Origin of the sequence: Okeania sp. SIO2C2 (assembly GCF_010692625.1) — a bacterium.
GTDB lineage: Bacteria > Cyanobacteriota > Cyanobacteriia > Cyanobacteriales > Microcoleaceae > Okeania > Okeania hirsuta.
In genome coordinates, this window is record NZ_JAAHGM010000009.1 from 201,484 (window position 1) to 226,233 (window position 24,750).

The 24,750-nt window shown below is 34.3% G+C and carries 20 protein-coding genes and 1 pseudogene; 12 read left to right on the top strand and 9 right to left on the bottom strand.

The genetic code is table 11. From position 1 onward, the window contains the following. Positions 1-600 precede the first annotated feature (600 nt). From F6K18_RS10100 to F6K18_RS10110, 3 genes are all read right to left on the bottom strand, one after another. On the bottom strand, positions 601-939 hold the full coding sequence (locus F6K18_RS10100; protein ID WP_287520588.1) for a hypothetical protein: 339 nt from the start codon (positions 937-939) through the stop codon (positions 601-603). Positions 940-1,957: 1,018 nt separating this feature from the next. Next, positions 1,958-2,242, bottom strand: coding sequence for a hypothetical protein (locus F6K18_RS10105; protein ID WP_287520590.1), 285 nt, complete (start codon positions 2,240-2,242; stop codon positions 1,958-1,960). Positions 2,243-2,245: 3 nt separating this feature from the next. After that, positions 2,246-3,034: an endonuclease/exonuclease/phosphatase family protein gene (locus F6K18_RS10110; protein WP_287274326.1), complete on the bottom strand. Its 789-nt coding sequence runs from the start codon at positions 3,032-3,034 to the stop codon at positions 2,246-2,248. Positions 3,035-4,156: 1,122 nt separating this feature from the next. Between F6K18_RS10110 and shc the strand changes: the two genes are divergently transcribed. Continuing rightward, positions 4,157-6,055, top strand: coding sequence for a squalene--hopene cyclase (gene shc, locus F6K18_RS10115; protein WP_287520592.1), 1,899 nt, complete (start codon positions 4,157-4,159; stop codon positions 6,053-6,055). A gap of 71 nt (positions 6,056-6,126) precedes the next feature. Here shc and F6K18_RS10120 read toward each other — a convergent pair whose 3' ends face one another. Beyond that, the gene (locus F6K18_RS10120; RefSeq protein ID WP_287520594.1) at positions 6,127-6,807 is read right to left on the bottom strand and encodes a PEP-CTERM sorting domain-containing protein; all 681 of its coding nucleotides are present in this window, start codon (positions 6,805-6,807) and stop codon (positions 6,127-6,129) included. 862 nt (positions 6,808-7,669) lie between these two features. On the opposite strand from F6K18_RS10120, the pseudogene F6K18_RS10125 reads away from it, so the two are divergent. From F6K18_RS10125 to F6K18_RS10135, 4 genes and pseudogenes are all read left to right on the top strand, one after another. Then, positions 7,670-8,353: pseudogene (locus F6K18_RS10125) on the top strand (Rpn family recombination-promoting nuclease/putative transposase). Positions 8,354-8,362: 9 nt separating this feature from the next. Next, positions 8,363-8,566: a DUF4351 domain-containing protein gene (locus F6K18_RS36540; protein ID WP_353735052.1), complete on the top strand. Its 204-nt coding sequence runs from the start codon at positions 8,363-8,365 to the stop codon at positions 8,564-8,566. A gap of 1,355 nt (positions 8,567-9,921) precedes the next feature. Beyond that, positions 9,922-10,116, top strand: a complete 195-nt coding sequence (locus F6K18_RS10130) for a hypothetical protein (RefSeq protein ID WP_287284034.1) — start codon at positions 9,922-9,924, stop codon at positions 10,114-10,116. An 82-nt stretch (positions 10,117-10,198) separates the two neighbouring features. Beyond that, entirely contained in the window at positions 10,199-10,372 is a 174-nt protein-coding gene (locus F6K18_RS10135; RefSeq protein WP_287520595.1) for a hypothetical protein, read from the top strand. A gap of 250 nt (positions 10,373-10,622) precedes the next feature. Here F6K18_RS10135 and F6K18_RS10140 read toward each other — a convergent pair whose 3' ends face one another. Further along, entirely contained in the window at positions 10,623-11,522 is a 900-nt protein-coding gene (locus F6K18_RS10140; protein ID WP_287520597.1) for a DUF6816 family protein, read from the bottom strand. Then, positions 11,519-13,159 (bottom strand): AAA-like domain-containing protein, encoded by a 1,641-nt coding sequence (locus F6K18_RS10145; protein ID WP_287520599.1) that lies wholly within the window; start codon positions 13,157-13,159, stop codon positions 11,519-11,521. The genes F6K18_RS10140 and F6K18_RS10145 overlap by 4 nt, the downstream gene beginning before the upstream one ends. Before the next feature lie 413 nt (positions 13,160-13,572). Here F6K18_RS10145 and F6K18_RS10150 point away from each other — a divergent pair, with 413 nt between their 5' ends. The 3 genes from F6K18_RS10150 (at position 13,573) to F6K18_RS36550 (ending at position 14,442) form a co-directional block, all read left to right on the top strand. Continuing rightward, positions 13,573-13,749 carry a hypothetical protein gene (locus F6K18_RS10150; RefSeq protein WP_287520601.1) on the top strand — a complete coding sequence of 59 codons (177 nt, stop codon included), beginning with the start codon at positions 13,573-13,575 and terminating at the stop codon, positions 13,747-13,749. A 160-nt stretch (positions 13,750-13,909) separates the two neighbouring features. Beyond that, positions 13,910-14,176: a hypothetical protein gene (locus F6K18_RS36545; RefSeq protein WP_353735044.1), complete on the top strand. Its 267-nt coding sequence runs from the start codon at positions 13,910-13,912 to the stop codon at positions 14,174-14,176. Continuing rightward, a complete protein-coding gene (locus tag F6K18_RS36550; RefSeq protein WP_353735053.1) occupies positions 14,149-14,442 on the top strand; it encodes a transposase in 294 nt (97 codons plus the stop codon). Before F6K18_RS36545 ends, F6K18_RS36550 begins: the two co-directional genes overlap by 28 nt. Before the next feature lie 522 nt (positions 14,443-14,964). Here the strand turns inward: F6K18_RS36550 and ribD are convergent. Together ribD and F6K18_RS10165 are read right to left on the bottom strand one after the other, a co-directional pair. Further along, positions 14,965-16,077: a bifunctional diaminohydroxyphosphoribosylaminopyrimidine deaminase/5-amino-6-(5-phosphoribosylamino)uracil reductase RibD gene (ribD, locus tag F6K18_RS10160; RefSeq protein ID WP_287520603.1), complete on the bottom strand. Its 1,113-nt coding sequence runs from the start codon at positions 16,075-16,077 to the stop codon at positions 14,965-14,967. A gap of 444 nt (positions 16,078-16,521) precedes the next feature. Beyond that, a complete protein-coding gene (locus tag F6K18_RS10165; protein WP_287520605.1) occupies positions 16,522-16,902 on the bottom strand; it encodes a cyclic nucleotide-binding domain-containing protein in 381 nt (126 codons plus the stop codon). A gap of 688 nt (positions 16,903-17,590) precedes the next feature. On the opposite strand from F6K18_RS10165, the gene purF reads away from it, so the two are divergent. Then, positions 17,591-19,072 (top strand): amidophosphoribosyltransferase, encoded by a 1,482-nt coding sequence (gene purF / locus F6K18_RS10170; RefSeq protein WP_287520607.1) that lies wholly within the window; start codon positions 17,591-17,593, stop codon positions 19,070-19,072. A gap of 1,035 nt (positions 19,073-20,107) precedes the next feature. Here the strand turns inward: purF and F6K18_RS10175 are convergent. Continuing rightward, a complete protein-coding gene (locus F6K18_RS10175; RefSeq protein ID WP_124142820.1) occupies positions 20,108-20,734 on the bottom strand; it encodes a chorismate lyase in 627 nt (208 codons plus the stop codon). Between the two features lie 102 nt (positions 20,735-20,836). Between F6K18_RS10175 and F6K18_RS10180 the strand changes: the two genes are divergently transcribed. The 3 genes from F6K18_RS10180 to F6K18_RS10190 all read left to right on the top strand — a co-directional run bounded on the left by F6K18_RS10180 (position 20,837) and on the right by F6K18_RS10190 (position 24,358). Further along, positions 20,837-21,058: a hypothetical protein gene (locus F6K18_RS10180; protein WP_287520608.1), complete on the top strand. Its 222-nt coding sequence runs from the start codon at positions 20,837-20,839 to the stop codon at positions 21,056-21,058. Positions 21,059-21,091: 33 nt separating this feature from the next. After that, positions 21,092-21,226 carry a hypothetical protein gene (locus F6K18_RS10185; RefSeq protein ID WP_287520609.1) on the top strand — a complete coding sequence of 45 codons (135 nt, stop codon included), beginning with the start codon at positions 21,092-21,094 and terminating at the stop codon, positions 21,224-21,226. Positions 21,227-22,729: 1,503 nt separating this feature from the next. Next, a complete protein-coding gene (locus F6K18_RS10190; RefSeq protein WP_287520611.1) occupies positions 22,730-24,358 on the top strand; it encodes a hypothetical protein in 1,629 nt (542 codons plus the stop codon). The last annotated feature ends 392 nt before the right edge of the window (positions 24,359-24,750 follow it).

The following is a 24,750-nucleotide window of genomic DNA, read 5'->3' on the forward strand; positions in this document are numbered from 1 at the left end:
GTTCTCTGAATTTTAAGCTTTTAATATGTCCGGGCTCTTTGCTTGGACTGCTAGAGTGGTTTTCAAATAGATAGACTACAGTGGCCGAAGCATTCTACTACTCCCCCATCCCTAAACCAAAATAATCTTTTATTTTACTATACGATAACTACAGCAGTTTTGGAGTTGATGAGAAAAAAAGTTTTACGAGTTTAGGGAATAGAGACTATATCATGTCCGGATAATTAACGATAAAAAAACTTTCTCCTTTTCCTCCTCTTCCTTAGAGCTGATTTGTAAACTGAGCTAAAATCCCTTTCTAGCATGGGTTTTTCAAAAGTTATGACCTTGGGGTTTAGATAGTGTCAAACCCTTACACTGTAAAGTATTTATCCTTTTAATATTTACTTTATAAATCAGCTCTTATTGCTTATTGCTTTTTCCTTCTTCTTTGTTATTCTTTCTTACCTCCTGACTCCTGACTCCTCCATAGTTTATTTATAAGTATTCAACTGGACATGATATTAGAGATTAGAGATGAGTATTAAACTGTACCTCACTCTCCTCAAAAGTGCTGTAATTAGCTGGATTATATATAATACCAAGGGTCAAAAAAGAATGTTACGAATAGTAAGAGGAATAAAAAGACAAATGCAGGATATGTCCTTTGACAAAGCGGTCGATCTTCGGAGCTTCCCGTAGGGTGGGATGGCTTACTTCGGAGCGGGTCTGCACTCTTCGGGTCTCCTCGCCATATCCAATCGACCAAGAGAGCGGTGCGACCCCGCGACGACGCCAGTCGCACCTGGTAGCGCACCAAGAGAAAAGAATGATTTCCGACCTGAAAAATGGTATTGAAGCTATTCCCGTGTGACTCGGTCCGACTGAGTTACCCTCCTGGGAGGGGGAGGGGCGAGGGGTGGGTTGACTCCTCAGAAATATCCTAGCTATTTGTAGCAAATATTTATTGATTTGGTATAAGTGACACAAATCACAAAAAAACAAAAATATACTCATATTTTGAGATGATATTAATTACAAATTGAGTTGACAACAATGATGAAATAAACATTACTTGAATCACTTTATTTAATTGCAAAATACCTAATAATAAAAATGACAGTTTTGGTTAGTCATTAGTTTATTAATTTGTATGAAATTACTCAAGATATCATCAACAAAAAAAGCACTTGAAGAATTATTTACTCAAGTAATGTGTTCTAGTGTTCTTACTCCCAAGGAACGGATGCAGATTCAGAAAATCTTATGAGATGGTTATCTGAATGATGATGAGTATGCTATTATTAATAGGTTATTTTATAACGTCCGCCGTGGTGGGATAAAACTTGTTGACTAGCATTTTAGCATCTAATAACTAGATGTTCAATAATTGATAATTGAAGTATGAAGAATTAATAGTTACTTTTGCCTAAATTGTTGACTTTTTCTTCTGAAAATAACAGGTTTTAAATCTTGATTAATTATCAATTATTAATTGGTAATATTATGTATCTTTAAAATACTCACAAATCAAAAAGGTTGTGAGAGTTACTAGAGCAGGGAGTAGGAGAAGAAGACGATTGAAAGAATGGAGAATAGCTTTTTTATTACGTCTAAATTAATGAAATTTTATCTCATACCAATTAAAAAAAAGAATGTTACCAATAATTAGGAGAGTTAAAATACTTGATATCAGATACTACTAAGGACTAAGAAGAGGTATTCTAGCTCAAAAATGATACTTAATATATTTATTCTGTACATCGCCCTACCGACGGTTCCCCTATCTGAGTTCTGATTCCTAAGCAGTCACTTAACTATTTGTAGTAAACATTTGTCAAATTGGTTTAATCTATTCAAATAAAACACATAATCAAAAAATAATCTTTGTAATTATGACTATATGTTTTATCTTTGGTAAAACCACTATGTAAGTTTTAAGAAAACAAGTTAATATTTATATTGATATCTAGATTAATTAAGGCTTGCTGATTAAATATAAAAGCATTGACATATAAAGACAAGTGCCTTTTTGGGAACGAAAAAAGTGCGCCTGTTTCAGCTCTTCACGCTCATGCATGGAGCGTATTTTAGGCGCATAGTTGGGCAGAACAATCTTGGAACAAAACTTAGCTCCTACTTCCTCGCTCCCGATCCATTTCTCCTGTCTCCTGTCTTCCGATCCATTTCTCCTGCCTCCTGTCTCCTGTCTCCTGTCTCCTGTCTCCTGTCTCCTACCCCTACTAAAATACTTTTTCAGCAAACCCTAATTAAATTCTGCGACTACTGGAAAATGGTCTGAAGGAAGTATTCCATCATATTTTTTATTCTCTACTTTCACACTGTGCAAATTTAATCTACTGTCATAATAAATAGTATCAATGGGCAAAAAAGCTTTGTCTGTAAAATCATTATAAGTCATCTGATTACTTAATTTTAAATTAGATAAAACATCTAATAAACACAATCCATTTTTCAAAGGATTTAAAAAAGTATTTCGTACAATAGAACCTGGTTGGTCGTTAAAATCTGCTGTGACAAAAATTAATGATTCTTTGTCAGGATTTAATTTTTCTGTTTGTAGGGAATTAAAGATTAATTTAGCACCTAATTCTCTAGCTTTTTTACTGTTATAATCCAAGTGCGTATTAATAATAATTATTTGCCGATTATCTTCAACAAGATTAAATCTTGCCCAACTAGCTATTCTGGGTAAATGATTTCCCCAACTAGAAGTAATACTACCTGGTATATCTGGTGTTTCACTCAGCCAAAAATCTCCATGGTCGAGACAATTTAATCTATCTTTCTGATAAAATATTGCACAGTGTTCATCATTACCTGTACCTCTTCTATCAGCTCCAAGACTGCAATAATTAGGCAATAATTGCTGTAAATCTAATAACTGATTTACTTTAAGTTCTTGAGTGCCAATTATATCTGGAGCATATTCATAAATTAGGCTAGCTACAGCATTTTTTCTGACTTCCCATCGATGATTTCCAGGGTCTGGTTTATCATATCGAATATTAAAAGTAATAATTTTGATTACCATGATTTTAGGTAGTAGTTGATAGGTGGTAGGTGGTAGATAAAAAAAGCTTAGAGAATAATTAAACTTGAAAGCCTCTTCTTTGAAGAAATAAAGACTTTGAAGCAGACATAAAGAAAAAATCTTAGGTTGTCCTGCATAGTAATAGTGAAGATATATATTTTTTAATTTCTTCCCAGACTCCCCACACTCTCTCTACCATTACTATGTACCACCACCAAATCTTATTCGTATTCTATCCGTTTTAAAGCTATCCATTACCCACATCTTTCTTAACATAAAGCTTGACTTTAGAGACGAGTTATGGGTAAGTCTTGACTTTTTTTTGACAACTTCAGTAGTTTTACTTAGCTACTATAATTTTTTCTCCTTTCTCCCCTTTTCCCCACAAGGGTTTCAAGACTTATGGGTAAGTGATAGGTTTTAAAGAGAGGTAATTATTAATTATTAATTGTAAATTATTAATTATTAATTATTGAACGCACTACTTAAAATCTAACTTTTTCTGATTAACTTCAACAAGTTTGTTTTCAGCGTGCGTGACTGTGGGTTTTTAAACAAAAGTTAGTTCGCAGTAATGCTCTGGAAAAATTTGCTTCCTAACACCTAAAAACTAACACTTAAAAATTAACGAAAATCTCGCCATAAAAAATTCAACTATCGCAATTATATTTTTAGTTGCAAGCTTATGCTCAAAGGTTATAAATAACGTGATAAATAAAAAAATTACTAATATAAATACTAGGTATGATTTCAAATATATTAGGTTTATCTTAGTTAATTGTTATTTTAAAACCCTACAATTTATTTAAGATTACTACATAGCTAGTCAAGTATGATTTGAAAAATCATTGACATCAACTTAACATACAAATTTGATGATAAACATAACAAGGAAAGCCTCTCAGAGAGCGACAGCAACACTGTGAGGCCGATCTATCTATACAGAATCTAGTTATCTTCTGACAATAAATTTTAGATAAGGTTCCCTAATTACTCAAAATTCTTAAATTTTCATTTATATTCTATCAAAATGCTTCAATATAATCGAGAATAAATAGGCATAATTTATTTAGTAAATTATGACTTTAAAGATAGTAATAAAAAAATTAATTTTTGGGAAAAATGACAGAAAAAAACAAAGTTCAACAATCAATTTTAGCTAGTCAAGAATATCTATTGAATCTGCAAAAACCACAAGGGTACTGGTGGGATGAATTAGAATCAAATGTAACAATAACAGCAGAAATAGTTTTACTACATAAAATTTGGCAAACTGACAAGAAAAGACCTCTTGATAAAGCAAAAAATTATCTAATTTCCCAACAACGAGAACATGGTGGTTGGGAATTATTTTATGGGGATGGGGGAGACTTAAGCACTTCTATTGAAGCTTATATGGGTTTGAGATTATTAGGTGTTGCAAAAACAGATCAAATCATGCTTAAAGCACAAGATTTTATTATTAAAAAAGGAGGTATTAGTTGCAGTAGAATTTTCACGAAATTACATCTGGCTTTAATTGGATGTTTCAACTGGCAAGGTATTCCTTCTATTCCTCCTAGCATCATGCTACTTCCTGAAGATTTTCCATTTACTATTTATGAAATGTCAAGTTGGGCAAGAAGTAGCACTGTTCCACTATTAATTGTGTTTGATAAAAAGCCGATTTTTTCAGTTAATCCCACAATTAATCTGGATGAACTTTATGCCGAAGGGATTAACAATGCTAGTTTTGAATTACCTCGTCAATACGATCTGACGGATTTATTTTTGGGGTTAGATAAAGCTTTTAAATTTGCAGAAAATTTTAATTTGATGCCTTTGCGAGAAGAGGGTTTAAAAGCAGCAGAAAAATGGATTTTGTCAAGGCAAGAAGTTACGGGTGACTGGGGAGGTATTATTCCGGCAATGTTAAATTCTATGTTGGCATTGCGGTGTTTGGAATATGATGTGGCAGACCCTGTGGTGGTGCGGGGGTTGGAGGCTATAGATAGGTTTGGTATAGAAACTGAGGATAGTTATTGGGTACAACCTTGTGTTTCTCCTGTTTGGGATACCGCTTGGGTAATACGTTCGTTGGTTGATTCTGGTATTCCTCCTAGTCATCCGGCAGTGGTTAAAGGAGGGGAATGGTTATTGCAACAGCAAATTTTGGATTATGGTGACTGGGCAATTAAGAATAAATTGGGTAAACCGGGGGGTTGGGCGTTTGAGTTGATCAATCGTTTTTATCCAGATATAGATGATACGGCAGTAGTGGTTATGGCTTTGGATGCTCTGGAGTTGCCTGATGAGGAGTTGAAAGGTCAGGCGATCGCTCGTGCTATGGAATGGGTAGCTTCGATGCAATGTCAACCTGGGGGTTGGGCAGCTTTTGATGTGGATAATGACCAAGACTGGTTAAATGGTATCCCCTACGGAGATTTAAAGGCCATGATTGACCCGAATACGGCGGATGTGACGGCGCGGGTGTTGGAAATGGTTGGTTGTTGTAGGTTGTCTATGGATAGTTGGCGGGTGAAACGGGCGATCGCTTATTTGGAAAGGGAGCAGGAAGGAGAAGGTTGTTGGTTTGGTCGGTGGGGAGTTAACTATATATATGGTACGAGTGGAGTAATTTCGGCTTTGGCTGTTGTGGCAGGGGAAAGTCATCGAGGTTTTATTGAGAAGGGGGCGAGTTGGTTGGTTGGTTGTCAAAATTCGGATGGGGGATGGGGTGAGAGTTGTCGGAGTTATAATGACCCGTCGTTGAAGGGGATGGGGAAAAGTACAGCTTCTCAGACTGCTTGGGCGTTAATTGGTTTATTGGCGGCGGGGGAAGCGACTGGCAATTTTGCTAGGGAGGCTATTGATAGGGGTGTTGATTTTTTGGTTTCGACTCAGAATGATGATGGGAGTTGGTTAGAGTCGGAATTTACTGGTACTGGGTTTCCCTGTCATTTTTATATTAAATATCATTTTTATCCGCAGTATTTTCCTTTGATGGCTTTAGGAAGGTATGAGAATTTGTTAAGTGGTTGAGCGATTATCTTGCCACTCAGCAAAGGGAATCGCTCAACTTTACCTCTTGTCTATAGCCCAATTAACTTTTTCTAAGCTTGCTTCTTGCGCTTCAGACCTAAACCCAAACCTCCAACAGCGAGGAGTCCGAGGATAGTGCCAGGTTCTGGTGTTACCCTTTTTTGCGTGAAGGTGTTCTTGAAGCCATCGAAAGTGCCACCCTCTGGAATGGAGACTGTATTCATAACACTGATAAACTGATACATCGTTGGACCAGGAATAGGCGTTGGGGTAACTGAATTTCCATCAGAACTTACTAGCTCAAGTAGTAGATTGCCAGTTCCACCAGACCCATCTGTCACCTGTGCTTCAACTCCGCCAGAAGTTACATCACTATTAAGACCTACTTGATCAAAGAAAAAGTCAGGGTTGGCGATTGTAACATCATAAGTAGCTGTACCTGTGAATGAACCTAAAGTTTGACCGGGATCTAATTCAAGCTCAAATGTTTCTCCATCACTAGCTACTCCGATTATAATTTGAGCACCAGCAGGTATGTCGAACTCGGCAATAAGTTCAAAATTACTAAAAGTTTTATCAAAACAAGTAATAGATCCCATAGGGATCTCAGAACCAGTTAGTCGGCCACACTCACCAGGAGTAAAAGTGGCTGCTCTTGCTGAAGGAGATACCACCACAGAGAGAGGAACAGAAAGCATTCCCAGACTAATTCCGACTGGAAGCAACTTTTGTAATAAAGAAAATTGTTTCATAAGTTTTCCTATGAAAAACCTCAAAAAATGTTTGACTCAAGAATTACTTAGTAGGACTTAGATAAAATTCAGGCAAAAAATGGCATCAAATCTATACAGGGAGAGTATTTTAGGTCAAAAATGGATAAATATAGGAATAATCGGTGTTTTCCCACGGAATGCGGAGCTAACAACAATTTTTCGGTCTTTGACGTCCTTCCCATGCCTAGACTAACTTTGATAAACTTTCTAGCCGACAAAATGTCTAATGGGACTCAAACAAAACAGCAATAGAAAATAGGCTCAAACATAGACAGGCAGAGCTTTTTAGGTCTAAAAGGTATAAATCCTTAACTACCAAGGGTTTCAGCAATTTTTAGGTCATTGACGTAATTCCCTTGTCTAGAATGACTTTCAGACAGTTTTTCTCCCAGAAAATGTCTAAGTTCCACTAAGTATCATTAGTTATAAGTTGATAATAGTGCCAACAAAAAAATAAAACAATAACAAATCAGCATCTTTACTGAATCTTTATATAGTAAATATATTAGTTTTTCAAATACTTCTAAATTCCAGATCAACCAATAAACTTTTCTACCGCCTGAGAAGCGCTATATAGTAACAATGTTAATCACAAAATAATTTAGATTTTTGTTAAATGCTCAATTTGATATGAAGAAAAAAAACCTTATAACAACGGAGATACTTTATAATTATAAGTAAAACTTATAGTAGATTTCCAGAAATCAGAAAGGCTTGTTTTCATCGAATCTTCACAAAACTCAGCCAGGACTCTAACGGTACTTTGATATTTTTTACAGTGAAAATGGCTTCAGCTACAATATTTTTCATAACTTCTGAGATTAAATGTATCAAAAGTATTATGAGATTTATTAACCCAAAAGTCGATTATGCCTTTAAAAAAATATTTGGATCGGAACAAAGCAAAGAGATTTTAATTAGCTTTCTGAATGCGATTATTTATGAAGGAGAGAAAGTAATTGAATCTTTGACAATTGTCAATCCTTATAATCCCGGTCAGATAATATGATGAAAGGAGACTTATTTAGATATAAAAGCAGTTTTAAGAGATGGCTCTCTGGTAGTAATTGAAATGCAAGTGGCGCGAATGACTGCTTTTAGCAAACGGGTAGCTTATAACCTAGCTAAAGCTTATGCCAATCAATTAGAAAAAGGAGAAGATTATCCTCTATTAAATCCAGCAATTGCGGTGACTATTACTGATTTTATTCTGTTTAATAATACTGAGGGTGTGATTAATAAATTTGTGTTTCAAGAGGAAATCAAAAAGTTTGAATGCCTGGAGCGAGAATTGCGGTTAATTTTTGTAGAATTACCAAAGTTTAAGAGAACTTTGTCAGAGTTGAATAGTTTGACTGATAAGTGGATTTATTTTTTGAAAGAGGCAGCTACTTTGCATGAAATACCAGAAAATTTGGGAGAAGTATCAGAGATAGAAATGGCTTTAAATATTGCCAATAAAATTAATATGACGGCAGAAGAACTAGATATAGTTGACTGTCGGGGAATAACCTTGCAAGATTAAAGAGGGCGAATAACTTATGCGGTAGAACAAGGACGACTTAATCAAACAATAGTCTTAATCATGCGTCAACTGAAAAAGTGTTTTGGAGAAATTCCAGTAACTATAAGTAGTCAAGTGGAAGATTTATCCATTGAAAATTTAGAAAGTTTAGGAGAAGATTTTTTAGACTTCAAAAGTCTGAAAGATTTATTGAGTTGGTTAGAGAAACGTTAGTTGTTTTAATAAGTTAGGCGATCGCTTCCTACAATGGCCTTATATTGTGAGGAGGCGATCGCTCTTAATATTAGTAATCCTTTAATAAGTGCTTTATCAAAAGTATTTTTCTTCTGTAATTAAGGATTAAAGAATTTCTGTCTGTTCATCAAACTCTGGAGTCTTACCAACTAACAGCAAAGCAAAAAAGTCTGATTCAAGACAAGAATCTTCTAAATTGGTAAATCTTCTACAATTAGATTAATTGTGTAATGAGTAAAATCTGAAAAAAGTCTGCTGTCATGTTCTGATAATTTAGCCAGGATATTGTAGGTAGGCAAATTAGGTTCAGCCCAACAAAAAATATATTTGTTGGGTTAACCTTTGGGAAGCAATCTCAGGTCTCTCAACCCAACCTGCAAGAGACTGTTTTTCTGATTAGACATCTAGCAGACTCGATCATCAGAAGCCAAAGAAAGTAATTTCTAAATCAATTCCAAAATTACTCAAATTATGGATAAAATACTCTCCCAAAATCTTGAGAGAGCTGACCAATAAACAAAACTCATTTAATTACTCAAGAATAAATGTATTTATTAGAGAGTATTTGTCCTAATTCAAGATTTAATTTCACCTCTCTATTATGTATGTGGTTTTCTAATCTGGTTTTGTGACAGTGGCGATCGCAAATTTATTATTAAACATCTCTTTTTTTTATGAGTTAATTGAGATTTAGACCAGTTGCCAAAAATCTTTCTTTGTCGGCGCATTTTGTTAGAGATATTTTCCATTTGCTTCCCTTATTTCCTGAAAAAATCTCTAATTTATGACAACTCAAAATAACTCTCAAATCTTCACTTTCCTACAGGAGTCGCGATTACCCTCTTCTACCATTTCACGGAAATTAAAAGTCAAAAGTCAAAAGTAAGATTAGCATTCCATTACTAAAATCAAAAAACAGTTTCCCGCCATAACGCCAAAATATAAATTTAAACAATAAAATTAACTCTTATAATTTTTTCTGCTTATCAAAAAAATCTCTTGTTTTAGCTAATTATTACAAAATATTTCACGGACTTGCGTTATTTCAGCGATTTGGTATCATATAGATACATAGTTTATTGTGCCAGTGTTTTATTTAAAAATAAGAAATTTTATCTAGAAAAAGCTACAACCTTCTATTTTTCGTCAATATAGGGTGCAAAAATTTATACTTTCTCCACGGTTGAATAAATCTCAAAAAAACAAATTTTGAATAGGTATCGGTGCTTAAGCAATTATAGCCATTGACAGATTTATTTTTTATAGGGTAAAAAAATCTCTTCAAGATCAAATATTCCAGAAATGCCTAAATAGGGTTTGCTGAATAAAGTCTTTTGCTATGGGTAGGAGTCAACCCACCCCTAACCCAACCCACCCCCGCCCCTCCCAGGAGGGGACCCAGGAGGGGAAGTCAGGAGGACCGAGTCAGAATAAATGGGAATTATAGAGGAGGTAGTCGGAATAATTGTCCCTTGATTTTTCTATCCTTGTCTGCCCAAAATCCTAACTTTTTGGCAGCTCAAGCTTAAAAAGTTGCACTTTTTTTCAGTATAAAAAGGCTGAAGCTTTTATCTGTAAATGCTTTGAGAATTAATCAGCAAGCCCTCAATAATGCTCGATCTATATTTTGATTTTGTTCTGAGAGCGATCGCCAATCAAAATTCCTCACCTCAAGGCAAAGAGGCGATCGCGCAAAATTATAGTGGTTTTTATCAAAATGGAACACAGACTAAGAACTGCAATTTTTGTAGAGACCCTTTATGGAAAGTCTCTACTATGGTCTAACAAAACTTAAACTTCTATTTTTGTAGAGACCCTTTATGGAAAGTCTCTACTATGGTCTAACAAAACTTAAACTTCTATAAAAAGCAGTAAAAAATTCCTTCAAATCTTTTGATTCCTAAATTCTGAATTATATTAAGTCTGGATAATTAGTGATGAAAAAACCTATCTTTTTACACAGGGTAAATATTCCTATTATTCCCGCTCCTTACTCCCTACTCCATTATTTATAAGTATTCAAGGGGACATGATATTATTCCTCTACCAAAGGCAATAATTCTAACTGATAACGATACAAAGCTACGGGATGATTACCTGCCACAAAATAATCAGGGTCTTGAGGTGATAAATAAATAGCAGTTATCTGATTTGCTTCAATTATTTCTCCTTGATTTTCATCGAGAATGTGATGATAATCTGTAGTTGTTTCTACCTCATTTAAGTAAATCATTGTCTCACCCTGAAATAGTTGCTGAGTTATTTCGCAGGTAATAAAATTATCTGGTTTTAATTGTTCGCTTGCTCTACTGGTAATAACTGAAATTAACTCTAGATTATCTCGCAAAATAGTTGTCTGAAGATTAGGATTATTTTGGTCAATTTTTACAGATAAAATTGCATCGTCACCCAAAAGCGCTTTGCCAATATTTAATCCGTTAAATTCTCGATCTGCAATAACTGCTTTTGGGGGTAAATCTAATTTTTGATTAGACCAATATATGGGCAGATTAATTAATTTTTGTTGGGATATTTCTTCGATATTCAAGTTTGGCTCGAACTTAATAAATCTAACTTTAAAATTTACTGATTGATGCAAATATTTACGATTATTTTCAAAGCCTGGCGTAACAATTTCTGGAGCTAATGGTGCAACCATATCTATTAAAGTGCTTTTAACATTCCAATTTCCTGCCATCCAGTCTGGATAAATTAAGTCCTCTTTAGCGATGCTAATTGATGGTTTATTTTCCCAGTTAGGAAAATCGTTAATTCTGGAAGTAAGTGTTCCTGCTATTGCATTATTAGCCCGAAGCAAAATAATTGTAATTAAACATAAACTCCAAATTACTTGCCAGAATTTTTGATAATTTTTTCTAGAAAGGCTGGTATCTATAAATTGACATAAATAAACTATCGATCTTTTGATACTCAAGAATCTTGATAATTTAAAAATGAACTCAAAGCAACACAATCTCCTTGTTCTTGAGATTCAAAAAGGGCTTCTGCTGCTGCTAAAAACAGACTACTAGGTTCATTTTCGCTGGGAATTGTACAAGCAATTCCCATACTCATAGTTACTATAGAGTTAGGGAAATTAGTCCACATATCTCTGTCAGGAGATAATGTCAATTCTTTAATTTCTCGGATAATTATTTCAGCAATAGAAATTGCTTTTCCACCATCTATTTTCGGCAAAATCATTATAAATTGTTCGTTTTCCTTGTTGAAATGTACATTGTGAATATCCTGTAAAATTAGAGATATTTTTTTTGATATAACTTGTACACAATTATGACTAAATTTAGTTCCATATTGATTTTTATAAACTTGATAATTATCTATTTCACCTAATATCAAAGCAATCGGATAGTTTTCAGCAACTATATTATTCCATTCAATCTTAGTGTAGAAGTTAAAAAAATCATGGTTACTCATTTTAACAGAATTAATATTTGTAAAAACTTGTGGATTTTGATAATCTTGATTTTTGGTTTTTTCTGCCACAGTTCGATCACTTGTCTGCCCTAATTTTTGCCCTTGAAAATAGAGAGAATATAACTTACAGCAAGGAACACAAATATTTCCATCTATTTTGACTAATCCTAAATTTTCTAGTTGATAAGTAATCATCGGTTCCAATTGAATATTTGTTGGTTCTGTAATTAGCTGTGTAAATGTAGCTGCCAGTGTTGGTTGCTTTTGTAATACTGTCCATAAACTGCGTAAATAATCACTATAAATTCCTCTCTGAGTAGGAGCATCTCTTAATAATTCTTTAAAAGTTAAATTGTGATGATATAAATTATCTAAAGCCAGATGTACTAAATAGGGATGCCCCCCTACTAAATTCATCAATTCTTGTATTTGTTCTTCTAGCAACTTAAGTCCATAACGTTGAGCAAAATCTTTAACTTGTTCTAGTGTAAATTCAGATAATTTAATGGGTAAACCAAGATTAAACGGTGATTGATTCACACTTAATGAAACATATATTTCAGTAGCATGAACTAAAACTAATCGCAGTTTTTTCCAAATTTCTACTATCCGAGCTTGTTCATGCCAAAATCGTAATAATGGTAAAAAATCCTGGGTAATTTTAGTATATTTAAAGACGCAATTAACTTCTTTAAAAATCAACACTACAGGACTATAAACTTCATGTAATAGTTCTTCAACAAAAATCGTACAACATACCTTATATCCTATATCTTCGTCCCAATAATCATCTATATTATAAGTCGATTTTAGCTGCCTACTAAGATTAATACAAAACCAACGTAAAAATTTTTCTGTACTCTCAAAAACTGCTGTATCAGTCTGTAAAAAATCTATAGTTATGATTCGGTAATCTAAAGTTTTAGTGTAGTTAATCAATCGTAGTAGGAAAGAAGTTTTTCCCATTTGTCTAGGCCCTCTAATCCTAATCAAACTACCTGGAGTAGCAATTTCTTGATATGCACGTTCTTCGCAAGGTGGTCGCTCGATATAAAATCTGGAGTTAAGTGCTATAGGTGTTCCTGGATTATCTGGCCTGGGATCTATACTTTTTGAGTTAGGAATATATGTCATCAGATTTAAAAGATTATGTATACATTTATAGCAGTTTTCGCTTTATTAGACTACAGTTATATAGAGGATCTATACAAGAATTATAATTTTTACTGCGTATTCCATCTTCCTGAAAACCGCTCTAATTTATATTCAGATATAGCTATTTAAAATAAGTCGTGAAAAATCAAAAAATAGATTAATTTTTTGTAATTACTACCATGGTTTTCTAGTTCATAAATTCTATGCATATTCTCTACAAGCTCCAAATCTAAGGTTGATTTTATTTGTATAAAGATAATACAGCAGTTTCCGAAGTTATGAGGTACAGTTAGAAATAAGAATTTAATCATGTAGTTATCAAGTCATATCCAACAGAACTCCGAGAAAAAATAGTTGCTGCACATATTCACCAGAAAGTATCAATTCGTCGGGTGGCCATGATATTTTCTGTTGCTAAAAGTTTAGTGCAAAAACTGGTAAAGCAACAGAAAACAGATGGAAATTTAGAACCCTTAAAACCTGGGAAACCAAGGTTTAGTCATCTGACAAATGCAGATTTAGATTTAAAACAATTGGTATCAGAACATCCAGATGCAACTCTAGAATAATTATGTGAATTATTTGGACTAAAAACAGGAAATTGGGTAAGTCGTACTGCCATATTTCGAGCTTGACAAAAACTGGGATTAAGCCGTAAAAAAAACACTTCGTAGTAGCCAAGCGGGGACAGAAAGAGTTGAAAAATTAAGAGCAGAATATGGGGAAAAAGTGAAAGATATAGACCCAGAAAATTTAGTGTTTATAGATGAAACAGGTGTAATACTTGGTTTAACAAGAACTCATGCTGGTTCAAACAAGGGAACTAGAGTATATGAAATGAAGCCATTTTATCGAGGTCAAAAAGTCACAGTAATTGGTGCAATAAGTGTTAAAGAAGTAGTAGGGTTAATGACAATAAATAATTCCATGGCAAGAAAGCATTCAAAGTATTTATTGAACATTTTTTACTGCCTGATTTATGGCCAGGAGCAGTAGTAGTTATGGATAATTTACCCGCACATAAACTAGCATCAATTGAACATAGAATTGAATCTGTAGGAGCTAAAGTCATAAATTTATCTCCATATTCTCCTGATTTTAATCCCATTGAATTATGGTGGTCACAATTAAAATCTTTTTTACGGAGCTTTTCTCCAACTACAGCAAAAATGGTTGATAGAATCATCTCTGTGGCAATTAAGTCAATGAATCCTCAACATTTAAAAAACTGGTTTGCCAAGTGTTGTTACTGTACCTCATAACAACGGAAAACGCTGTATTATTTTATTTCGTATTTCAACCGTAAACTTGCCTCAATATCTACTTGTATATCTTTCTTGATTACTAAATACTTAATAATGCTAATATTACCGGAAAATTGAGAACTTATATCATGTCCGGTTGAATACTTATAAATAAACAACGGAGGAGTCAGGAAGACCGAGTCATATCAAATCCGCTCGGGTTCGGTATAAAAAAAAATTTCATCTTCATCCAAGAGCAAATGTTTCGCGCATTCTCTTCCCTCCTGAGGAGGTCCTCCTGACTCCTGACTCCTAGATTAACTATCTAATTACACCGATGCTACCGGATTTGATATCAGGAGGAAATAAAGAATAAAGAGGAAGAAAAAGAGAAGTTTTTTTGGTCACTAATTATCCGGAAATAATATTATATACTTTAAGATCAATCATCAAAATGTTTGAATAAGAATTTATCATGAATAAACTCTTTTCAACCTTCCCCTCTTTCCTCCTATCTTGCTTCCATCAAAGTATTAGTATTCAATCGAATATAATATAACCTGTCAATAAATAGTCACAACCAACAGCACGAATACTCACATTCTCTAACTCCACAGCTTCTGTCATTTTAATTAATCCTAAATCCCCTACAGGTGAAGGCGCTATTTGCCCACCAATAATTTTAGGAGCAATAAAAGCGCATATTTTCTGCACTGCACCATCAGCGATCACCCTTGCTGCCAAAGTCCCCCCGCATTCCCAAAGTACGGAAAGAAATCCGCGATTGTAGAGATTTTCCATCACCTTTGCCGGAGTCAATGATGAAACTTCTACTACTTCAACCCCTTTTTGCCTCAAATATTGCTGGAATTCTTGATTAGACTCTACTTCTGTAAACACTAAAGTATTAGCTTCATCAACATCCCATAAATTTGCCTCTACAGGCAAATCTAGACCGCGACTCATAACCACCCGCAAAGGATTATCAACTTTACTGCTGCGACTCGTCAAAAGTGGATTATCTCGACGCACCGTATTGCCTCCAATAATCACAGCATCACAAGCAACCCGCAACTTATGTACTTCACTCCGCGCTGCGGGTGATGTCACCCATGCACTATGACCTGTAGTAGTAGCAATTTTGCCATCAAGAGTCATGGCATATTTCAAAATTCCAAAGGGTTTTTGGTGGAGTATTCGGTGAATAAAAGCTTCATTTAGTTGACGACATTCAGCTTCTAACACTCCAACCACTACTTGAATACCAGCTTCTCGTAATTTTGCAATACCACTACCTGCAACCAAAGGATTTGGATCGATCATTCCCACCACAACCTTTGCTACACCTGCTGCAATTAAAGCTTCCGTACAAGGTGGCGTACGTCCATAGTGATTACATGGTTCTAAACTCACATAAACAGTAGCTCCTTTTGCTTTTTCACCTGCCTCCTTGAGAGCAAGCACTTCTGCATGAGGATGACCTGCACCAGGATGAAACCCTTTTCCTACAATTTGGCTATTTTGAGCGATCACACAACCTACCATGGGATTAGGGGCAGTTTTACCTAAAGCTTGTTGGGCCATATCTAGACAATAACCCATGATTATCCGGTCGAATTTTTGTTGATTTTCACTTTGATCAAATTCTGACATCTTCAAATTTTTAGCTTCAAAGTACAAATTAAATATACATTTCCAGAAAAAAGGGAGTAGGAAGTAGGGGGAAAGAATTAATGAATAAGAGTGGGATAATTATAGCGGTTTTCACTCATGTTGACTACAGACAAAATATAAGTATGTTTGAAGTTTAATAATTACAGACCTAATAGCTGTATTCTATGTTAATGAAAACCGCTATAATTTTATTGTTTATTATTGGAGATGTCTAATGAAGAAAGAGGGTCATTAATGCTCCGCAAACGAGGGCATCTCAAAAAAAATTTGCTGATTGCTGAGGTGCTTCTTTAACTACTCCTAAGACTTCCATTAATGCTTCAAATCTAGACTTAGCTACGGCACTATTGTCTGCTAATGTTTCAGTATTATTATTCCCATAATTATCTTGATCAAGTAAATCTTTATGTTCACTAAAGCGGGTTACAGTACCGCGTAATCGAGTCGATAAAATCTGAGATAAAATAATACATATTGCTCTAATTTTTCATTTAATTTTTGTTTAGAGATAGACAGAATTAAAGTATTTTCTATCGCCTTTAAAGTAGCAAATGGTAATCGACCATCTACAAAAGACATCTCTCCCAAAATTTCACCAGAAGTAATAATACCTATCTCTTGATTTCCAACACCAGCTACATAAACTTTCATTGTGCCATCAAGTACAATATCAAGAGCATCAATTGGTTGACCTTCATGGATTAATATAGTGTTAGTAGTAATTTTTTTCTTACTACCATTAGCAATCATCCAATCAATGTCACGATTGCTTAATTCCCCTAAAATAGCTAACACTTTACTCATAGGATATTTGTTTAATAATACATATAGCAATCCTATTTTATTCGTGTCAAAAATCTTACTGCTTTTTAGGGAACACTTAACTGGGAACACTTAACTGGTAAGAGTTTCAGTTTTTTTATTTACTTTTTGATTTGTCACGACCTATTTAGGATTGCTATATTTCTAAATGACTTAACTTAAGTATTTAACTGGACATGATACATTAAACCTGAAACGGCGATTCATTTCTACTACACAGATTTTACCAACATTAATACCAATTATCAAAAATAATACTATAAAAAGGAATTTGGAAATTTATGCCTACTAAGAGGTTGATAATCATATTTCCTACCCAATCTCTATCATGATTTTTATTCTTTTTTCTTCCTTACCTTTTTGCGAAATTGTTTGATGCAAAAATTAGTACTAAATAACTCTAGGAAAACTTTTTTGCCTTAAGCAAGCTCCAGTAGAATGCCACCAGCATTCTAGTAATTTTATAAATCGAAGGGTTTGATAAGTTATCGATCGCCCTGATGAGCTTAATATTTTACCTATTTAGTTTACAATACTTCATAAAATTAGTTACTATAGTTTAAGATGAGGTTAAATTTTTCCTAGTCTATCTATCCTTAGACCAGATAATTTACCACTTTGAAAATAGTTATAAAAACTAATAATCCTGATAAGGAGTTAAAATATAACCATGACTGACAACTACCCTTCAACTACTGAGAAACATTTAGAAAATTATCTTGAGACAGATAAACCAGAAGAAGCTTGTGGCGTTTTCGGAATTTATGCCCCAGAAGAAGATGTAACTAAACTCACCTATTTTGGCTTATATGCACTACAGCATCGAGGTCAAGAGTCTGCAGGAATTGCTACTTTTCAAGACGATCGAGTTTACATACATAAAGGAATGGGGCTAGTATCTCAAGTATTTAATGAGTATATCTTACAGCAGTTGACTGGTAATATAGGAATTGGTCATACTCGTTATTCTACTACAGGCTCTAGTCAGATTATTAATGCTCAACCTGCTCTTGTTGAGACCCCTCTTGGACCTTTAGCAATTGCACATAATGGTAATCTTGTCAATACACAAGAATTAAAAAAAGAACTAATCAACCGTGGATGTAACTTTAAGAGCACTACAGATTCAGAAATGATTGCATTAGCGATCGCCACAGAAGTTAAAACTGGTAAAAGCTGGCTAAAAGCTGCTATTAGTGCTTTTCATTTGTGTAAAGGAGCTTTCAGTTTAACTATTGGTACTCCAGAAGGTCTGATGGGAGTACGCGACCCCCACGGTGTAAGACCCCTTGTGATTGGTACTTTAGAAGATATCAACCCAAAAAGATATGTCCTCGCCTCAGAAACCTGTGCTTTAGATATTATTGGTGCAGAATATCTCCGAGATGTTGAACCTGGAGAGTTAGTTTGGATTACAGAAGAAGGCATGGCTTCCTTCCACTGGAATCAGAAACCACAAAGGAAGCTATGTATTTTTGAAATGATTTATTTTGCCCGCCCTGACAGTATAATGGAAGGTGGTAGTTTATACAGCTACAGACTGAAAATAGGACGCCAGTTAGCAAGGGAATCTTTAGTAGAGGCAGATATGGTAATAGGTGTTCCTGATTCTGGTATTCCAGCAGCTATAGGTTTTTCTCAAGAATCAGGTATTCCCTATGCTGAGGGATTAATTAAAAATCGCTATGTTGGCCGTACCTTTATTCAGCCCACTCAACACATGAGAGAATCAGGTATCCGAATGAAACTTAACCCTCTCAAAGATGTACTAGAAGGTAAGCGAATTATTATGGTTGACGATTCCATTGTGCGTGGCAACACCAGTAAAAAAATCGTTAAAGCTTTGCGAGATTCTGGCGCAACAGAAGTTCACATGAGAATTTCTTCCCCACCAGTTACTCACCCCTGTTTTTATGGTATTGATACAGATAATCAGGAGCAATTAATTGGAGCAACAAAATCAGTTGCAGAAATTGCTGAACAAATAGGTGTTGACTCTCTAGCATACTTGAGTTGGGAGGGGATGTTAAGAACAACGGATGAAGATCCTAAGACTTTTTGTTCTGCCTGTTTTACTGGTGACTATCCTATTCCTTTGCCAGACAAATTGAAGCGTTCTAAACTTGTTCTAGAAAATCCTGTCCAAGTTTAAAATGATGAAATATAGCGGTTTGTGTATAGCTTAAGTAGAATTTTGGTATTCACAAAATAGTGAGTAATATTATTTATTTTTGCCGGTCTAAATTGTGGTTAAGATACTAGGAAACCAGAGGATAAATACTGAATATATTTTCAATTAAATGATGTAGCAAAAAAATAATATGGAAAACAGTCAAAGACCTTAAAATTAATGATAATTGTAGTCCTATACTACCGATATTCTAATTACTGACTACTTACTGTAATTACAGTTCGTTTAATGGCAAACTGTTATAGTCTTTGATGATTGATTACTGAATAATAAAAACTTTTTGTATGAGATACCCACACCTTTTTCAAGATTATCGTGTGGGTGTCTAAGTTTAAAGTAAAATTTAGCGCATCAGCATCATAATTTATACCAAATCTGTTTATTCATTATATTGCTCCGTCAAAATAAAAATGACGGGTATTTCAAAATTGAAAAGCCGATAAATCAAAATTTTTGATAGTTTATCATCCGTTAAAATTATTTTGACAAACCACTATTTTTCAATTCATCTTTAACGTTCCTACTTAATACAAAACAGAACTATTTGATCAAATTTTTGCAACTTTATCGAAAAATCCCTGACCTAAAACCCAGACTTTTAGAGTGTGAATTAAAAAAAATTTTGAACAAAACTTCTCATGCCCGGTTTTTTTATACAATCTGACAAAGTCTAGTATCATGTCTGTTTGAATAACCACTTCGGAAAAATTTAGGCAGTAGGGAGGTAGGGGAAATTTGTTTTCTGCGCATTCCGCACCGAAAAAATATTCTCTCTCAAAAGAAGAACATTTTTATTATGGCTAATTAATGAGACTTGATATAAGGTTAAGGTCGAACCATAATAATTTATGAGTGCCTCCTACGGAGGAGTTGCGCTTTCAAAGTCAAAGCTAAACTTCAGAAATACGTAGAAATAGATGATCCTATTTGTACATCTAAATTCATCCAAAATTTGTCGATTCTTAATATTTATGGCAATCAAAAAATTAACAACTATTACTTTTGAAAGTCTGTATCCGTCACGTTTGTTTGTCCCAAATATTTCTTAAGATAAGGTGAAAACACTTCATAAATTAATGTCAGTGGTTGGCCATGATGCCAAAATAGGTAATGTCGCCCCCAAAATGGTCCTAACTCGCCAAAAGCTAACTCTAATTCTCTAGAATGACCATAATAAATTCCCTGGACATCTCGATATAATTCGGTCCGCAAACGAGCTAAACTAGCCCAAATAGGCAAAGACCGATTTTGCAAATACTCATCCACATGACTCGCTTCCCACCAGGAAGCAGCATAAGCTAGCCTTTGTCCTGAAGTTGTTCTCAACCATACCTGTCGTCGCAGTCTAGGGCCAGGTACAGCATGAATTAAGTCAGGGGCATTATCCAGATTCATGCCAATGGGAGACATATCAATTACATCAACTTCTGTGGGTTCAGTTGTCAAAAGTTGCAAGTGACGAGTGGGAGAGCCATCTCCAAGTAGTAATATTTGCCATGTGGGTGAAAGTTGGGAGTGGGGCAGACCTTGGCGAACTACTTCTTCTCCTCCTTGCCATAAAGGAGCTAGGGAGTACCAAGGTTTGGGTTGTATAATAGAATGTTTGGGTGAAATAGCAGTCAATTTTTTCTTTACAAAACTTAACTTAGTTATTCCGATCATAGCGTCCCGACTCAATTCTTTCTACTAGCATCAAAATAATTAGGGTTTGCTTATGGAAGTCTTATGGGTGAGGGTAGGAGTCAACCCACCCCCGCCCCTCCCAGGAGGGGAAAAGCCGAGTCAGGAGGAATGAGGAATTACAGAGGATGTAGTCGGAACAATTGTTCTGAGATTTTTCTGCCCTTGTCTGCTCAAAATCCTGACATTTTCAGCTTAAGGGAGCAAAAACCTTGCACTTTTTTAGTACACGCCTTGGCTAATATCTTTATATACCAATGCTTTTAGATTTAATCAGCAAGCCCTAATTAGGGTTTGCGTATGGAAAGTCTTATGGGTGAGGGTAGGAGTCAACCCACCCCCGCCCCTCCCAGGAGGGGAAAAGCCGAGTCAGGAGAAATGGCAATTATAGAGGAGGTAGTCGGAAAAATTGTAAGAGTGATTTTTCTGCCATAATCGTCCCAAAATACTAGCTTTATGCAGCTCTTGCCACCGAAAAGCTGACACTTTTTTAGACCAAAAAATGCTACAACCTTTATCTGTCAATGCTTTGGTATTTAATCAGCAAGCCCTAATTAAAGGAAGTAATACCAATTAACTTAAAATTTTGTCACGAATAATTTCACACACGGAACTTACGCAAAGGTACTATATATAGTAGATAAAAACTATAGCACTATGGTATATATAGTGTTTTTTTCGGAAAAATGTGTAAGTACTGACACAATAAGTGCAAAATTCTTACCTAATACCATTTCTCTCTAACAATGTGCTTAATAATTGTTGCTCAGACATGATTACAGTGACTATTCTTGTCTTTATATTAACTGCAACTTCATGGAGAAATGGTATAAGTAAAATTATTATCAGTTAAACTTTTTAGCTAAATCAATCTTAAACTTTTTACTTTTGACTTTTAATTGTAATGAAGTTCATCTTAACCCAGCTTTTAACGTAGCCTTTCGGTCAGAAATGGAGACCGACTAATTACGCACTTAATGCATGATTTATGTGAAATTTTATCAGAAGTAAAAAGGTAAATTTAGAGGAGTATTTAAACTGCCTCTAAATCTTTTATGGGGGACTTCAAGCCATTCCTTTAAGAAGTATTAATGGAAGATCAAAACTTTCTAGTATTGGCTTTTTGTTTCTTCCTTTCCTAGATCATGCTGCACATTCATATCATGCTGTAAAACAAGTCAAGCAATTTAAAGTTCAATAAAGATTTTTGCTATATTTCATACTATTAGTAAACAAAAATTAAATTACTGCGTCTATGAATAAAATATAGCGCTAATACCAATTTCATAAAAATTTGTCTATAAGGTAACAACTTCATAAAATAACGGGTACATCTCAATGCATGAATAAAGCCAAAAATTTATCGCTTTTAGGCAAAAGCTCATCTGGCAAAAGCTCATCTGGCAACAGGGAATAGGGAATAGGGAATAGGGAATAGGGAATATATAGGAAAAAAGTATTTTTGCAAATATGAGATGCACCCAAAATAACAGGGAATATTAAAAGATAAGTCTATGAAAAAAGATAAAAAAAATTAATATTTATAAAATCTGCAAGGGATAAAATTTTCTACTATAGATATAAAACACAGATTAAGATGTAAGTAATACCAAATCTAGCACATTTTTGCTACATATTTTTTAGAGTAGGGAGTAGGTAAATAACGAATAAGATATCTTTACTTCATACAAATAATTGCTCAAAACATTACTGAGCCTTACTTATTACTTAATAACTGAAGTGTTATATAAGTATAGAATGATTTTTAGGAATTGGTATAACTTGGTCTAAATTTGGTATAAGAAAAAAAAGACTGACAGCGATTAAATCCTAAAATGTTACAGATTCTTTGAGTATAGCTTAGTACTGAACCTTTTACTATTAGTTCTCAGATATTAAGTATGATACAAGAGAGATAATTTATAAATAATCAAAATTATGAATAAAAAACAACCATCATCCTTATGGAAATCAATGACTAACAAGGCATCAACAGTTAGAGAAAATCTTGGTAAAAAAGTATCTAAAGCCAGGCAGTCAATCAGTGAAAAAGCTTCCGAAACTGCTAAAACTAAAACTTCAGAAATGGAAGAAATTATCAGTAATAAAGCATCAAATATTGGTAAATATTTTAGAGAAACTGCTAAAGAATCTGCCTTTGGAAAACAGCAAACTAATTCTGAATCATCTCCAGAAATAGAAAATGATTTAGAACAAGAAGAAATATATCATATCTTTGTTGCTTATCAGGTTGCGAGTCAGGGAGGTACTCAAAAAGTTACTCTTAAATCAGGTAAAAGCTATAACGTGAGAATTCGCACCAATAGTACTGAAGGTTCTACTTTACGATTAAAAAAATGCGGTTTACAAGGAAATGACGCCTTTCTAGTTTTACATACTTTTTATAATCCCGAATTAAATCTAGACCGTCGGATGAATAATTTGATAATTCATTCATCAATTTATGAAAGAAGTAAAACTAGGTGTTTAGAAGCTTATAACAGAATTAATACTGGTTTATATGTTTATGATTTAGCAGCACTCAATCTATTGGATTTTATTGTTAACTCTTCAAATATAGATTCCTTAATTGGTTTACGCTATACAATTGCCAGTGAAAATTCGCGGTGGATAGGTATTGATAAAAGTTTGGAACAAGTTTTAGAGTTTGCCAATTTAAGCGAAACTGAAAAATGTCAAATCAAGAGTATTTATCAATATATTAAAGCAGCAGACCCTTTACCTAAATTAGATGATTTTCAACAGTTAAATGCGATGATTTTAAATTCAGCGATCGCCTCTGAACTAAAAGATAAATATTTATTGGCAAGTGCCACATCAACTGGGTTAAGAATAGATATGTTGATTGTAGATTTGATTTACAATAGCCCAGAAATAAATGATAATCAACGTCGGAAATATTTATCGTTATATCAGCAGATTAAGGAAGGTGCAAAAGTAGCAGATAATTTTATTTCAGAAAGTTTAGACTCGATAATTATTCAGGCAGAAATTCCGATAATATGCAAGATTGTATATCAACTTTTAAGAGAAAGATATTTTGAAATAGAATTAGAATTAGAAAAACTAGACCGGGAAGAATTTTACTCAGTTTTTAACAAATTAAAGAAAGTAGAACAGTTTGTCAAACAGGCAGAAAATCCAGCAAAAACTACAAATAGCTTTGGGAATATTGCGATTCAGAAAGGAATGTTAATCGAGGAAGCGGATGATGCGGTGGTTAGTGGTGGTGTTGGGGTATTAGCAGGAGTAAAAGTATTGAAAGGAGGAGAAGCTTTAATTGGAGCTGTGGGTTTAGTAGCGATCGCTTCAACTTTAGAAATGAGTACTCAGGAGAAAATTAAATTAGGAATTACTGAGGAAGGGAATTTTTCTGGGGGGGTTGCTTATCGGGGAATTATGAATGCTATTAATCAAGTTAGTTGGGTAATTGGCGATGGTGGAGAAAGAAAATTAGAGCAGAAATTAGACATTTTCGGAATGTTTAAAGGTAGTCAGGATAAAAAGCAAATTTTGCAAGAGTTGGAAACTAAATTGTATAGTTAGAATCCATAAATAAGGTATTAGGTATTAGGTATTAGGTGTTAGGTGTTAGGTGTTAGGTGTTAGGTTGTGGACTGATAGTAGATAAAATCAATTAGTGTCGCTACGCGGAAGTTAAAAGTCATGCATTTAAAAGCGAGTACTAATTGGCGAGGTCTCCTCAGAATGTAAGACGCACATCTGACAGTCAATCATTTTTGATTTGTAATTGTTCCCGCGATTTTGTAACTGGTCAGTTATTTCCGCCATCCTACATTAGGTACATAAAAAAAGTTACATAATTGGGTTGAATATAAATCAATACAGTTTAGATAAAACAACAATTAATCTGATAAGCAAGGTAAAAATATGCTTTTTATACCACAGGTTTATCCTCAAAATTATTAACTGAACCC

What these genes read in the sequence shown, in the direction of transcription:
- F6K18_RS10110 (WP_287274326.1), bottom strand. Translation starts at nt 3,034, where the DNA reads ATGGTAATCAAAATTATTACTTTTAATATTCGATATGATAAACCAGAC.
- shc (WP_287520592.1), top strand. Translation starts at nt 4,157, where the DNA reads ATGACAGAAAAAAACAAAGTTCAACAATCAATTTTAGCTAGTCAAGAA.
- F6K18_RS10120 (WP_287520594.1), bottom strand. Translation starts at nt 6,807, where the DNA reads ATGAAACAATTTTCTTTATTACAAAAGTTGCTTCCAGTCGGAATTAGT.
- F6K18_RS10135 (WP_287520595.1), top strand. Translation starts at nt 10,199, where the DNA reads ATGCTCGATCTATATTTTGATTTTGTTCTGAGAGCGATCGCCAATCAA.
- F6K18_RS10145 (WP_287520599.1), bottom strand. Translation starts at nt 13,159, where the DNA reads ATGACATATATTCCTAACTCAAAAAGTATAGATCCCAGGCCAGATAAT.
- ribD (WP_287520603.1), bottom strand. Translation starts at nt 16,077, where the DNA reads ATGTCAGAATTTGATCAAAGTGAAAATCAACAAAAATTCGACCGGATA.
- F6K18_RS10165 (WP_287520605.1), bottom strand. Translation starts at nt 16,902, where the DNA reads ATGAGTAAAGTGTTAGCTATTTTAGGGGAATTAAGCAATCGTGACATT.
- purF (WP_287520607.1), top strand. Translation starts at nt 17,591, where the DNA reads ATGACTGACAACTACCCTTCAACTACTGAGAAACATTTAGAAAATTAT.
- F6K18_RS10180 (WP_287520608.1), top strand. Translation starts at nt 20,837, where the DNA reads ATGGGTGAGGGTAGGAGTCAACCCACCCCCGCCCCTCCCAGGAGGGGA.
- F6K18_RS10185 (WP_287520609.1), top strand. Translation starts at nt 21,092, where the DNA reads ATGGAAAGTCTTATGGGTGAGGGTAGGAGTCAACCCACCCCCGCCCCT.
- F6K18_RS10190 (WP_287520611.1), top strand. Translation starts at nt 22,730, where the DNA reads ATGAATAAAAAACAACCATCATCCTTATGGAAATCAATGACTAACAAG.